Source organism: Rahnella sp. Larv3_ips, assembly GCF_003697865.1.
GTDB lineage: Bacteria > Pseudomonadota > Gammaproteobacteria > Enterobacterales > Enterobacteriaceae > Rahnella > Rahnella rivi.
Window position 1 is genome coordinate 413,486 of sequence record NZ_MJIB01000005.1, and the last position, 13,622, is coordinate 427,107.

10 protein-coding genes and 6 tRNA genes are annotated in these 13,622 nt (G+C 51.9%); 15 read left to right on the plus strand and 1 reads right to left on the minus strand.

All coding sequences use genetic code 11. From position 1 onward, the window contains the following. Positions 1-47: 47 nt before the first annotated feature. From nagA to ED901_RS10745, 10 genes are all read left to right on the plus strand, one after another. Positions 48-1,187, plus strand: coding sequence for an N-acetylglucosamine-6-phosphate deacetylase (gene nagA, locus ED901_RS10700; protein ID WP_056771549.1), 1,140 nt, complete (start codon positions 48-50; stop codon positions 1,185-1,187). 20 nt (positions 1,188-1,207) lie between these two features. Continuing rightward, positions 1,208-2,431 (plus strand): N-acetylglucosamine repressor, encoded by a 1,224-nt coding sequence (locus ED901_RS10705; RefSeq protein WP_056771547.1) that lies wholly within the window; start codon positions 1,208-1,210, stop codon positions 2,429-2,431. Between the two features lie 57 nt (positions 2,432-2,488). Beyond that, positions 2,489-3,241, plus strand: coding sequence for an HAD-IIA family hydrolase (locus tag ED901_RS10710; RefSeq protein WP_056772017.1), 753 nt, complete (start codon positions 2,489-2,491; stop codon positions 3,239-3,241). Positions 3,242-3,590: 349 nt separating this feature from the next. Then, the gene (gene asnB, locus ED901_RS10715) at positions 3,591-5,255 is read left to right on the plus strand and encodes an asparagine synthase B (protein WP_122095875.1); all 1,665 of its coding nucleotides are present in this window, start codon (positions 3,591-3,593) and stop codon (positions 5,253-5,255) included. A gap of 228 nt (positions 5,256-5,483) precedes the next feature. After that, a tRNA-Met gene (locus ED901_RS10720) sits at positions 5,484-5,560 on the plus strand. 8 nt (positions 5,561-5,568) lie between these two features. Then, positions 5,569-5,653, plus strand: a tRNA-Leu gene (locus ED901_RS10725). A 23-nt stretch (positions 5,654-5,676) separates the two neighbouring features. Beyond that, positions 5,677-5,751 (plus strand) — tRNA-Gln (locus tag ED901_RS10730). 64 nt (positions 5,752-5,815) lie between these two features. Then, a tRNA-Gln gene (locus tag ED901_RS10735) sits at positions 5,816-5,890 on the plus strand. A gap of 90 nt (positions 5,891-5,980) precedes the next feature. Beyond that, a tRNA-Met gene (locus tag ED901_RS10740) sits at positions 5,981-6,057 on the plus strand. Positions 6,058-6,117: 60 nt separating this feature from the next. Continuing rightward, positions 6,118-6,192 (plus strand) — tRNA-Gln (locus tag ED901_RS10745). Positions 6,193-6,297: 105 nt separating this feature from the next. Here the strand turns inward: ED901_RS10745 and ubiF are convergent. After that, the gene (ubiF, locus tag ED901_RS10750) at positions 6,298-7,482 is read right to left on the minus strand and encodes a 3-demethoxyubiquinol 3-hydroxylase (RefSeq protein WP_122095876.1); all 1,185 of its coding nucleotides are present in this window, start codon (positions 7,480-7,482) and stop codon (positions 6,298-6,300) included. Between the two features lie 192 nt (positions 7,483-7,674). Between ubiF and miaB the strand changes: the two genes are divergently transcribed. The 5 genes from miaB to lnt all read left to right on the plus strand — a co-directional run bounded on the left by miaB (position 7,675) and on the right by lnt (position 13,423). Beyond that, positions 7,675-9,099 (plus strand): tRNA (N6-isopentenyl adenosine(37)-C2)-methylthiotransferase MiaB, encoded by a 1,425-nt coding sequence (gene miaB / locus ED901_RS10755; protein WP_056771538.1) that lies wholly within the window; start codon positions 7,675-7,677, stop codon positions 9,097-9,099. Between the two features lie 317 nt (positions 9,100-9,416). Then, positions 9,417-10,415, plus strand: a complete 999-nt coding sequence (locus tag ED901_RS10760) for a PhoH family protein (protein WP_371414304.1) — start codon at positions 9,417-9,419, stop codon at positions 10,413-10,415. After that, entirely contained in the window at positions 10,412-10,885 is a 474-nt protein-coding gene (gene ybeY / locus ED901_RS10765; protein WP_122095877.1) for an rRNA maturation RNase YbeY, read from the plus strand. The genes ED901_RS10760 and ybeY overlap by 4 nt, the downstream gene beginning before the upstream one ends. Positions 10,886-10,996: 111 nt before the next feature. Further along, positions 10,997-11,875 (plus strand): CNNM family magnesium/cobalt transport protein CorC, encoded by an 879-nt coding sequence (corC, locus tag ED901_RS10770; protein WP_056771527.1) that lies wholly within the window; start codon positions 10,997-10,999, stop codon positions 11,873-11,875. A 6-nt stretch (positions 11,876-11,881) separates the two neighbouring features. Continuing rightward, positions 11,882-13,423 carry an apolipoprotein N-acyltransferase gene (lnt, locus tag ED901_RS10775; protein WP_122095878.1) on the plus strand — a complete coding sequence of 514 codons (1,542 nt, stop codon included), beginning with the start codon at positions 11,882-11,884 and terminating at the stop codon, positions 13,421-13,423. Positions 13,424-13,622 lie beyond the last annotated feature (199 nt).

The window sequence follows — 13,622 nt, forward strand, 5'->3', positions numbered from 1 at the left end:
CGCAGCGGCCGCGCGACTGGAGCAGGGCAAACGTACTAGGGGGCATGATGTACGCATTGATTAACGGCCGGATCTATACCGGTCATGACGTTCTGGATAACCACGCGGTCGTGATTGCTGACGGCAAAATCGAACGTGTCTGCCCGCTCAGCGAGCTGCCAGAAAATGTGGAAACCCGCGATCTGGACGGTGCCATTCTTGCTCCCGGATTTATCGACCTGCAGCTTAACGGCTGTGGCGGCGTGCAGTTCAACGATTCTCTGGAAGCCATTTCCGTAGAAACGTTAGAGATCATGCAGAAAGCCAACGAAAAATCTGGCTGTACCAGTTTCTTACCGACGCTGATCACCTGTAGCGATGACTACATGAAACACGGTATCAGCGTGATGCGCACTTATCTGGAAAAATACCCCAATCAGGCACTGGGTCTGCACCTTGAAGGGCCTTATCTCAGCCCGGAGAAAAAAGGCACCCATAATCCGGCCTTTATCCGCCTGCCAGACAGCGCAATGATTGATTTCCTGTGTGCAAATGCCGAAGTGATTACTCAACTGACGCTGGCACCTGAACAGGTCGATGCAAAATACATTCGCCAGCTGCGTGATGCAGGGATTGTGGTGTCCGCCGGACATTCCAATTCAACGTATGAGCAGGCGCGCACCGGTTTCGCCGCCGGTATCTCCTTCGCCACGCACCTTTATAATGCAATGCCTGCCATTACCGGCCGCCAGCCTGGCCTGATTGGTGCAATTTTCGATACACCTGAAGTCTATACTGGCGTGATTGCTGACGGTTTGCACGTTGACTGGGCGAATATCCGCAACGCGAAAAAGCTCAAAGGTGACAAGCTGGTGCTGGTCACAGATGCCACTGCGCCAGCAGGTGCCAACATTGATGAGTTCATTTTTGCCGGTAAAACAATATACTACCGTGATGGACTCTGTGTGGACGAGAACGGAACACTGAGCGGCTCTGCCCTGACCATGATCGAAGCGGTACAGAACAGCGTCGAACATGTTGGCATCGCACTGGATGAAACGCTGCGTATGGCGTCACTTTATCCGGCACGCGCTATCGGTTTCGACGACCAGTTAGGCAGCATCGAAGCAGGCAAAGTCGCCAACCTCACCGCGTTCACTCATGATTTTAAAATCACAAAAACTATCGTTAACGGTGACGAAGTTTAATTGAGCGGATAACAGCATTGATGACAACTGGCGGACAGCAGGCACAAATCGGCAACGTTGATCTGGTTAAGCAGTTAAACGGCGCGGCGGTTTACCGCCTGATTGATCAACAGGGGCCCATTTCGCGCATTCAGATTGCCGACGTGAGCCAGCTTGCGCCCGCCAGTGTGACCAAAATCACCCGACAGTTACTCGAGCGTGGCCTCATAAAAGAGGTGGAACAACAGGCGTCCACCGGGGGCCGTCGCGCGATTTCGATCATCACCGAAACCCGCCCTTTTCATACCATCGCCGTACGCCTTGGTCGCCACGATGCGACGATTACGCTCTACGATCTCAGCGCCAAATCACTGGCCGAACAGCATTACGCCCTGCCGGAACGCACTCAGGAAACCCTTGAGAACGCGCTCTTTGAGGCGATCTCGCAATTTATCGAGCTGAACCAGCGCAAAATCCGCGAGCTGATTGCGATTTCCGTCATCCTTCCCGGCCTGGTTGATCCAAACAAAGGTATCGTGCGTTACATGCCGCATATCAGCGTCGGCGCTTGGAAATTAGTGGACGCGCTCGAAGCCCGCTTCAAAGTCACCAGTTTTGTCGGCCACGATATCCGCAGTCTGGCGCTCGCTGAGCACTATTTCGGTGCAACCCGCGACTGTCAGGACTCCATTTTAGTTCGTTTGCACCGCGGTACCGGCGCGGGAATTATTGTTAACGGGCAGATTTTTCTGGGCAGTAACGGAAATGTGGGCGAGATCGGCCACATTCAGATCGACCCGTTGGGTGAACGCTGCCATTGCGGGAATTTTGGCTGTCTGGAAACCGTTGCTGCCAACGCGGCCATCGAAAATCGCGTGCGTCATCTGCTCACACAAGGCTATGCCAGCAAACTCAGCCTCAATGACTGTTCGATTTCCGCTATTTGCAAAGCGGCAAACCGCCACGATGCCCTCGCGACGGAAGTGATCGACCACGTAGGTCGTCAGCTGGGAAAAGCCGTGTCGATTGCCATCAACCTGTTTAATCCGCAAAAAGTGGTGATTGCCGGTGAAATTACTGAGGCCGATAAAGTCCTGCTGCCTGCGATTCAAAACTGCATTAATGCGCAGGTTCTGAAAGATTTTCGCCGCAACCTGCCGGTGGTGACGTCGGCGCTGAATCATCAGTCGGCGATTGGCGCTTTTGCACTGGTCAAACGCGCCATGCTCAATGGCGTTCTTTTGCAGCGTCTGCTGGAAAATTAAGACGTGCTATAGTTGTTGGCTGCCAGAAATGGAGCTGGAAAAGTGGGTTTGGAAATCATGACTATAAAGAATGTTATCTGTGACATTGATGGCGTGCTGTTGCACGACAATACCGCAGTACCCGGCGCCGATCGTTTTCTCGCCCGTATTCAGGAACAGGGAATGCCTCTGGTCATTCTCACCAACTACCCTTCTCAGACCGCGCAGGATCTGGCAAATCGCTTCAGTGCGGCCGGTCTTGACGTGCCGGAAAGCGCTTTCTTTACCTCCGCCATGGCGACCGCAGATTTCCTGAAACGTCAGGAAGGCAAAAAAGCCTACGTGGTCGGCGAAGGTGCGCTGATCCACGAACTGTATAAAGCCGGTTTCACCATTACTGACATCAATCCTGATTTTGTGATCGTCGGCGAAACCCGCTCTTACAACTGGGATATGATCCATAAAGCGGCGTTCTTCGTTGCGAACGGCGCACGCTTTATTGCCACCAATCCGGATAACCACGGCCACGGATTTACCCCGGCCTGCGGTGCGCTGTGCGCGCCCATCGAAAAAATCACTGGCCGCAAACCCTTTTATGTCGGTAAACCGAGCCCGTGGATCATTCGCTCAGCGCTCAACAAAATGCAGGCGCACTCCGATGGCACGGTGATTGTGGGTGACAATCTGCGAACCGACATTCTGGCAGGCTTCCAGGCCGGTCTGGAGACTATTCTGGTGCTCTCCGGCGTTTCAACACTCAATGACATCGAAGGCATGCCGTTCCGTCCGACCTGGATTTATCCTTCTGTCGCTGATATCGATATCATTTAACGACGTCCTTTAAGTCTCTGAAAGCGAGCCCTGACTTTTGTTATGGCTCGTTTTTTTTTGTCTTGTTGCTTGTTTTATCTCCTCTTTTCTCATTTTTTGCATGCCCGTCAATATTTCGCGATAAAATTGATGATTCATCAATAAAAACATCTTAAAACTAATAATCCGCTAAAGATCTGCACCTGTTAACAGACTATTTGTCAGAAGAGCATTAAACCGCTTGCACAGGATGGGGGTTTTGACGCATTTTCATAGTCAGCAACGCAACATCGCCAGACTCAAACAGAAAGACCGGCAACGTTGACCCTCATAAAAATGACAGCCAGAGAAACGTTAGGGAGAAAGACTTATGTGTTCAATTTTCGGTGTGCTCGATATCAAAACTGACTCCGTCGAGCTGCGCAAAAAAGCGCTGGAACTTTCGCGCCTGATGCGCCACCGCGGACCCGACTGGTCCGGCGTATTTGCCAGCGATAAAGCGATTTTATCGCATGAGCGTCTGTCCATTGTCGACGTCAACAACGGTGCACAGCCTCTGTACAACGCAGCACACACCCACGTTCTGGCTGTAAACGGCGAAATCTACAACCACCAAGCTTTGCGCGCTGAGTTAGGCGACAAGTATGAATTCCAGACAGCTTCAGACTGCGAAGTGATTTTGGCGCTGTATCAGGAAAAAGGTCATGACTTCCTCGATGACCTGCAAGGTATGTTCGCCTTTATTCTCTATGACACAGAAAAAGACGCTTACCTGATTGGCCGCGATCATCTGGGCATCATCCCGCTGTACATGGGTTATGACGAAAACGGCAACATGTATGTGGCGTCAGAAATGAAAGCGCTGGTGCCGGTTTGCCGCACGATCAAAGAATTCCCGGCGGGCAGCTTCCTGTGGAGCCAGGACGGTGAGATCCGCGAATATTATCATCGCGACTGGTTCGATTATGACAACGTCAAAGACAACGTTACGGATGCCAAAGCATTGAAAGATGCGCTGGAAGAGTCTGTAAAAAGTCACCTGATGTCTGACGTGCCTTACGGCGTGCTGCTGTCCGGTGGTCTTGATTCCTCCGTCATTTCTGCGATTACTAAGAAATTTGCCGGTCGTCGTATCGAAGACAAAGATCAAAGCGAAGCCTGGTGGCCGCAACTGCACTCCTTTGCTGTCGGACTGGAAGGTTCACCCGATTTACGCGCAGCCAAAGAAGTGGCAACGCATTTGGGCACCGTGCACCATGAAATTCATTTCACCGTGCAGGAAGGGCTGGATGCAATTCGCGACGTGATTTATCACATCGAAACCTATGACGTCACCACCATTCGTGCTTCGACGCCGATGTACTTAATGTCGCGTAAAATCAAAGCGATGGGCATTAAAATGGTGCTGTCGGGTGAAGGCGCAGACGAAGTCTTGGGCGGATACCTTTACTTCCATAAAGCACCAAACGCCAAAGAATTCCACGAAGAAACCGTGCGTAAACTGCTGGCCCTGCATATGTATGATTGTGCCCGCGCCAACAAAGCGATGTCTGCCTGGGGCGTTGAAGCCCGCGTACCGTTCCTGGACAAAAAATTCCTCGACGTGGCAATGCGCCTGAACCCGAAAGACAAGATGTGCGGCAACGGTAAAATGGAGAAACATATCCTGCGTGAATGTTTCGAGTCCTATTTACCACACAGCGTTGCATGGCGTCAGAAAGAGCAATTCTCTGATGGTGTGGGCTACAGCTGGATCGATACGTTAAAAGAAGTGGCTGCTCAGCAGATCACCGATCAACAACTCGAAACTGCACATTTCCGTTTCCCGTACAACACGCCGACCTCGAAAGAAGGCTACCTGTACCGTACGATTTTTGAAGAGTTATTCCCGGTTCCAAGCGCGGCAGAATGCGTGCCTGGCGGCCCTTCAGTGGCCTGTTCTTCTGCGAAAGCCATCGAGTGGGATGAAGCGTTCAAAAACATGGACGATCCTTCTGGCCGTGCGGTGGGCGTACACCAGTCTGCCTACAAATAATCGATTTCAGGGTTACTCTTCCCTTCATTAATGGGCCACTTTTGGCCCATTTTTTTATGGGTAAAGCCAGTAAAAATAATGTCTTTTGCCCAATTAATCACCAGAGTGGTTATAAGCCAGACAAATGAACGCCATCAACGCTTTTTCTCCAAAAAAGGTGTTGACGCAAAACGGTCATATACGCATAATGCGCCCCGCAACGCCGATGAAGGTAGCGCGAAAAAAGATGGCTACGTAGCTCAGTTGGTTAGAGCACATCACTCATAATGATGGGGTCACAGGTTCGAATCCCGTCGTAGCCACCATCTTTTTTGCGGGAGTGGCGAAATTGGTAGACGCACTAGATTTAGGTTCTAGCGCCGCAAGGTGTGCGAGTTCAAGTCTCGCCTCCCGCACCATTTCCGGACATCGGTAGCACAGTTGGGGTATCGCCAAGCGGTAAGGCACTGGTTTTTGATACCAGCATTCCCAGGTTCGAATCCTGGTACCCCAGCCATTTCTTTATTGTCATGTCATTGATGTGTCAGCAGAGAAAACCCAGTTTGAAGTTGTTGTACTGTTGGGGTATCGCCAAGCGGTAAGGCACTGGTTTTTGATACCAGCATACCCTGGTTCGAATCCAGGTACCCCAGCCATACTTCTTCTTTTTGCTGGTAAGCACTTGAAATTTATTATTAAGTTAGTTAAATTAGTGCTTGAAGTTTTGAAGTAAATCAGTAAAATTTGGCTACGTAGCTCAGCTGGTTAGAGCACATCACTCATAATGATGGGGTCACAGGTTCAAATCCCGTCGTAGCCACCATTTTACAACTGAGCATTCTTATTAAAGAGTTCAATTGTAGAAAGCAGTAAGAAACACCATTGGGGTGTCGCCAAGCGGTAAGGCTCTGGTTTCTGATACCAGCATACCCAGGTTCGAATCCTGGCACCCCAGCCACATTAGAAAGGCCCGCAAATTATTTTGCGGGCCTTTTGCATTTCTGAGCGTTATTTTTCTGCCATGTTTTAGCTGGCAGAGGACATTCTGCCAGCCTTCTGATCGTCAGATCCCCAGTGCGTATTTCAATGCTTTCGTCTTCAGGCCACCGGCGCGCTCAGCAGTCATCAGCGCCAGATTACGCAAGGCTTTCACTGGCGCCAAATCATTGCTAAACGCGGTGTAGAACAAATCCATTCCACTTTGCATCAGCAAATTATCCAGACGTCGCTGACGCTGATAACGCAACAACACCTTTTCGCTGCTCCAGGCTTCATCATGATCACGCGCTTTTTCCAGCACGGATAATAACGACTCAACGTCACGATAGCCCAGATTCACGCCCTGCCCGGCTAGCGGGTTGATGGTATGCGCTGCGTCACCGACCAGGGCTAACCCCGGTAAGACATAGCGCTGGGCATGGCGGCGAACCAATGGGAATGCCCCGGCAGACAGCGCCTGAACCTTTCCAAGCCGCGCCGGAAAGGCCTGCATAATTTCTGTGGTCAGCTGTTTCATGTTCAGCGTTTGCAAATAACGGATACGCTGCGGGCTGTCGTACCAGACCAGCGAGGCCTGATGCCCAAACAGTGGCAGGAAAGCCCGCGGACCTGACGGAAAGAATTGCTGCCATGTGACATCCTGATCCGGCGTTTGTGTTTCGACATTAATCAGCATGCAGTTCTGACGATACTGCCAGCCATCCACGCCAATCCCTGCGAGCTGACGCACCAGCGAGTTTGCCCCGTCAGCAGCAATCACCAGCTGCGTATGCAGCAGCTCACCGGTGGTGAGCTGAAGCGACCAGGTATTGTCGTCATGCTTTAAGAGATGGCGCAATTTTGCCGGGCAAAAACGGGCAAGATTCGGACAGGCATCAAACTGCTGCCACAGAGCAAGCTGAAGCACACGGTTTTCTACCATGAACCCGAGCTCCGGCAACCCGAGGGACTGCGCATCAAACTTCACTTCGGAGCCATCGACCTCCCAGGTTTCCAGGCGGCGGTAAGGCACTGAACGCATTTTTTCAACGGCATGCCACGCACCCAGTTTCTGTAAAAAACGTGCAGATGCACAGCCAATGGCGGAGATGCGTAAATCAGCCGGTGCTGAAGGATCAAATCCGGCAGGCTCTTCATTCTCGATCAATGCCACCTGCAGGCCCTGCTGTGCCAGACCAAGCGCCGCCGCAGCCCCCACCATCCCGCCACCGACAATCACTGCATCAAATAACTTCTCAGGATTATTCATTTTATTCCGGCTTTTTATTCAGTTCATTGAGCAAAGTGTACCGGATTTTTGTGTCTGCATCAGAACCTAAGCTGCTTTCCTGCACTGGTCACCACCGGAGTGAGGGTTTACAATAGTTCCCCTGAACTGCGCTATGCATTGCGGCATTGCCAAACATCCGTTTTTTCCTCCGTATTGAGTACTGACACGCTGATGACTAAAAAACTGCACATTAAAACCTGGGGCTGCCAGATGAATGAATACGATTCATCCAAAATGGCAGACCTTCTCGAAAGCACCCACGGTTATCAGCTGACGGATAATGCTGAAGAGGCGGATATTCTCCTGCTCAACACCTGTTCAATCAGGGAAAAAGCTCAGGAGAAAGTGTTCAGCCTGCTCGGCCACTGGAAATTACTCAAAAAGAAAAACCCGGATGTGATTATTGGTGTCGGCGGCTGCGTGGCCTCTCAGGAAGGTGAATTGCTGCGTAAGCGCGCGCCGTGCGTGGATATCGTCTTCGGCCCGCAGACCCTGCACCGCCTGCCGGAAATGGTGAATCATGTGCGCGGAACGCACAGCCCTGTCGTGGACATCAGCTTCCCGGAAATCGAAAAATTCGACCGTTTACCTGAGCCCCGTGCCGATGGCCCAACAGCGTTCGTCTCTATTATGGAAGGGTGCAATAAATATTGCAGTTTCTGCGTCGTGCCTTACACCCGTGGCGAGGAAGTCAGCCGTCCTTGTGATGACGTTCTGTTTGAAGTCGCGCAACTGGCGGCGCAAGGCGTACGTGAAGTTAATCTGCTCGGGCAGAATGTGAACGCCTATCGCGGCGAAGCGTTTGAAGGTGGGATCTGTACGTTTGCAGAATTGCTGCGTCTGGTTGCCGCGATTGACGGCATTGACCGCATTCGCTTTACCACCAGCCATCCGGTTGAATTCACTGACGATATCATTGAGGTGTATAAAGATACGCCGGAGCTGGTGAGCTTCCTGCATCTGCCAATTCAGAGCGGTTCAGACCGCATCCTGACCATGATGAAACGCCCCCATACGGTGCTGGAATACAAATCGACCATCCGCAAATTACGCGCTGCACGTCCGGATATCCATTTCAGTTCTGACTTCATTATCGGCTTCCCTGGCGAAACCCACGATGATTTCGAACGCACCATGGACCTGATTGCACAGGTCAATTACGACGTTAGCTTCAGCTTCATCTACTCACCACGCCCCGGCACCCCCGCAGCAGACATGGTCGATGATGTCGCAATGGACGAGAAGAAACAGCGTCTGGCGCTGTTGCAGGACAGAATTACGCAGCAGGTCATGCGCTTTAGTCGCGCCACGCTCGGCACGGTTCAGCGTATTCTGGTCGAAGGAACATCGCGTAAGGATATTATGGAGCTGACCGGGCGCACGGAGTGTAACCGCGTGGTTAACTTTGAAGGCACCCCCGACATGATTGGTAAATTTGTCGACGTGGAAATCGTCGATGTGTATACCAACTCGTTGCGTGGCGTAGTCGTGCGGACCGAAGAGCAAATGGCGCTGCGCCTGCATGAATCGCCGCAATCTGTGATCGCCCGTACGCGTAAAGAAAACGAATTAGGCGTTGGAATGTATCAACCCTGAATCATCAAAGTAATGCATTAAAAAACCTGCACAGGGCGCTTTGGCGTCCTGTTTTCATTTAAGAATTTCCACATTACGGCCGTCAGAAGGGTTTAATTTTTCGCGACAGGCCGCATATTCGAATGAAGGTCCCTGCAACGCGTGCCGCAGCGCAGCATATTTTGCCAAGGGGATGTATTATTAACTCAGGTATGGTTAACGGCTGTCAGCAGTTCGCAGCCGGGTAAAATCGCAACAGGTCCAAAGTGGCCCAGAGGATTCGTTTGAACGTTGTAACACAAGAGATTTTACTGGAGCCTGAAGACAATCAGCGCCTGATGAGCCTGTGCGGGCCGTTTGATGACAACATCAAACAACTGGAACGCCGGTTGGGCGTGGAAATCAACCGTCGTGATAACGCATTTAAACTGGTCGGTAAAAGCCTGGCCGTCGCCGCAGCGGCAGATATCCTGCGTGACTTATACGTCGACACGGCACCGGTGCGTGGTGAAACTCAGGATATCGATCCTGAGAAAATCCATCTGGCCATTAAAGAAAGCCGCGTGCTGGAGCAAACCGCAGAAAGCGTGCCTGACTATGGCAAATCGGTCATCATCAAAACCAAACGTGGGATGGTGAAACCGCGTACGCCGAATCAGGCGCAGTACATCGCCAATATTTTCGATCACGACATCACCTTTGGTATCGGTCCGGCGGGTACGGGTAAAACCTATCTGGCGGTGGCCGCTGCCGTTGATGCGCTGGAGCGTCAGGAAGTGCGTCGCATTCTTCTGACCCGCCCGGCAGTAGAAGCCGGTGAAAAACTGGGCTTCCTGCCTGGCGATCTCAGCCAGAAAGTTGACCCGTACCTGCGCCCGTTGTATGACGCACTGTTCGAAATGCTTGGTTTCGAGAAAGTCGAAAAGCTGATTGAGCGCAACGTGATTGAAGTCGCCCCGCTGGCCTACATGCGTGGCCGGACACTCAATGACGCCTTTATTATTCTCGACGAAAGCCAGAACACCTCTATTGAACAGATGAAGATGTTCCTGACCCGCATTGGTTTCAACTCCAAAGCGGTGATCACCGGCGACGTGACGCAAATTGACTTACCGCGCCATCAGAAATCCGGTCTGCGCCACGCCATTGAGGTACTGTCGTCGGTTGAAGAGTTAAGCTTTAACTTTTTCCACAGTGAAGACGTGGTTCGCCACCCTGTCGTGGCGCGTATCGTTGTCGCGTACGAAGCCTGGGAAGAAGAAGATCAGAAACGCCGCGATGCGATTACCGCAGAGCGTAAACATGAACACATTTCATCCCAACAGGTCAGTCAATGAATACGGTAATCCTCGATCTACAAATTGCCTGTGAAGAGACAGCAGGTTTACCGTCAGAAAATGACTTTCAGACATGGCTGGAAGCCGTGCTTCCACAGTTTCAGGAAGAATCAGAAGTCACCATCCGTCTGGTCGATATCCCTGAAAGCCATGAACTTAATATGACGTATCGTGGCATGGATAAACCGACCAACGTGTTATCCTTCCCGTTCGAAGCTCCTCCGGGCATGGAAATGCCGCTGCTGGGCGATTTGATCATTTGTCGTCAGGTCGTCGAGAAGGAAGCCAAAGAGCAGGAAAAAGAGTTGCTGGCACACTGGGCACATATGGTTATTCACGGCAGTTTGCATTTGCTGGGGTATGACCATATCGTTGACGAAGAAGCCGAAGAAATGGAATCGATTGAAACTGAGATCATGCAGGGGCTGGGTTATCCGGACCCGTATATTTCAGAGAAAGAAGATAACTGAGATTAGTTCTGTCTATAGCAACCCGATGGAAAGGAGAGTTCTCCTTTCCATCGGCGTTTACTAAGCGAGCTAAATATTTTTCACTAACACGAGTAAAACAAACCAAACGCCATGAGCGATGACCATTCACAAAATAGTGACAGCCCCAGTCCCAAGAAGGGCTTCTTTTCCCTTATCCTTAGCCAACTTTTTCACGGTGAACCTAAAAACCGTGGCGATTTGGTTGAGCTGATCCGTGATTCAGAACAAAACGATCTGATCGACCCCGATACCCGTGACATGCTGGAAGGCGTGATGGATATCGCCGAGCAGCGCGTCCGGGACATCATGATCCCCCGTTCTCAAATGATCACGCTTAAACGCAATCAACCGCTGGAAGAGTGCCTCGATGTCATCATCGAATCTGCCCACTCACGCTTCCCGGTGATCAGCGAAGATAAGGATCACATTGAAGGCATCCTGATGGCCAAAGACTTGCTGCCGTTTATGCGCACAACGTCTGAGCCATTCAGCATCGATAAAGTGCTGAGAACCGCCGTGGTCGTTCCTGAGAGCAAACGCGTCGACCGCATGCTGAAAGAATTCCGCTCCCAGCGTTATCATATGGCGATTGTCGTTGATGAATTCGGCGGCGTTTCCGGTCTGGTGACCATCGAAGATATCCTCGAACTGATTGTCGGCGAAATCGATGATGAGTACGACGAAGCGGAAGATCTGGATATCCGCCAGCTCAGCCGTCACACGTATACTGTTCGCGCCCTCGCGCCGATTGAAGACTTCAATGAAGTGTTCCAGACAAATTACAGTGACGACGAAGTTGATACTATTGGTGGTCTGGTCATGCAGTCCTTCGGCCATTTACCGGCCCGTGGTGAAAGCATTGAAATTGACGGTTACCTGTTCAAGGTTGCGATGGCAGACAGCCGCCGTATCATTCAGGTTCACGTAAAAATACCGGACGACGCGCCGCAACCAATACTGGAAGAATAATTCTCCATGGCAATTGCCTCTTTATACCAACGCCAGCGGGTTCGCGCCCTGCTGGCGCTCTTATTCGGTGCCTGTGGCACGTTCTCCTTTTCCCCTTATGACTTCTGGCCTGCTGCGATTTTATCGCTCTGCGGCCTGCTGGCATTAACGCTGGATCGCCGCCCGTCTCAGGCCTCGCTGATCGGCTTCTTCTGGGGAATGGGTCTTTTTGGCAGTGGCGTAAACTGGGTGTATGTCAGTATCGCCACCTTTGGCGGCATGCCGGAAGCCATCAACCTGTTTCTGGTGGTTTTGCTGGCGGCGTATTTGTCGCTTTACACCATGCTGTTTGCCGGCGTATTCAGCAAACTATGGCCGAAAACAACCTGGTGGAAACTGGCGCTTGCCGCGCCCGCCCTATGGCAAATCACCGAGTTTTTGCGTGGCTGGGTGCTGACTGGTTTTCCGTGGCTGCAATTTGGCTACAGTCAGATCGACGGTCCGCTGAAAGGCCTCGCGCCGATCACCGGTGTTGATGGCATTACGCTGCTGCTGACGTCGTTGAGCGGCCTGCTGGTTTACGCATTCCACCAGCGGCGCATCACGCCGGGAATCATTGCGCTGGCCATGTTATTGCTGCCGTGGCCGTTGCGTTACGTTCACTGGTATCAGGAACAGACGGACAAAACGGTGGATGTCGCGCTGGTTCAGGGCAACATTCCACAGTCGATGAAGTGGGATCCGAAAGCGCTGGAAAGTGCTTTGCAAACCTATCTGGATCTCAGCCGCCCGTACCTTGGCAAAGCCAATATGATCATCTGGCCGGAATCAGCAATTTCAGATATTGAATCCGATCAGCAAGCCTTCCTGAGTATGGTGGATAACATCTACCGCTCGCACGGCACGCAGCTGGTTACCGGCGTTATTGATGCCCGTCGCAATGAAGAAGGCATGAAGGTGTATAACAGCGCCATTGTGCTCGGCGGCGAGCAGTCTTACCGCTATCCGGACGACAACCGTTTCAATAAACATCATCTGGTACCGTTTGGGGAATTCGTGCCACTGGAAACCATACTGCGCCCTCTGGCACCGTTCTTCGATTTACCGATGTCGGGGCTGACCAGCGGGGCGTACGTCCAGAAACCACTGATGGTCAGCGGCCTTAATCTGACCACCGCGATTTGCTATGAAGTGGTATTTGGTGAACAGGTGCGCGATAACCTGCAACCGGATACTAACTTTCTGCTGACGATTTCCAACGATGCCTGGTTCGGCCATTCGATTGGTCCGTGGCAGCATTTCCAGATGGCGCGCATGCGTTCACTGGAACTGGGGCGCCCTCTGCTGCGCAGCACCAACAACGGTGTTACCGCGGTTGTGAATGCGCAGGGTGACATTACGGCCGAAATTCCGCAGTTTACACGCCAGGTGCTGAACGTGAAGGTTACGCCCACTACCGGCATGACCCCTTACGCACGCATGGGCTGGTGGCCGGTGTGGTTTGTGACCCTGCTCATGGCCGTTGTGGCTATCTGGCTGGGACGTCGTAAAGGCCAGATCATCCCCTGATGTAAGTCATCAATAAGCCCTGTTAAGACAGGGCTATACTGTCAGGCGCCTTCGGGCGCCTGTTCTTTTTTGTCGCAACCCCTTCCCTGCCTGCAAAACCCCTCCCTGTTACCTGCTGCCGATTGTTTGAAAGGCGGTATTAAGCGCTGAATTTTAATTTGCCTTCGAAGTTAAATCAGGCCAACTGGCACGCGTTTTG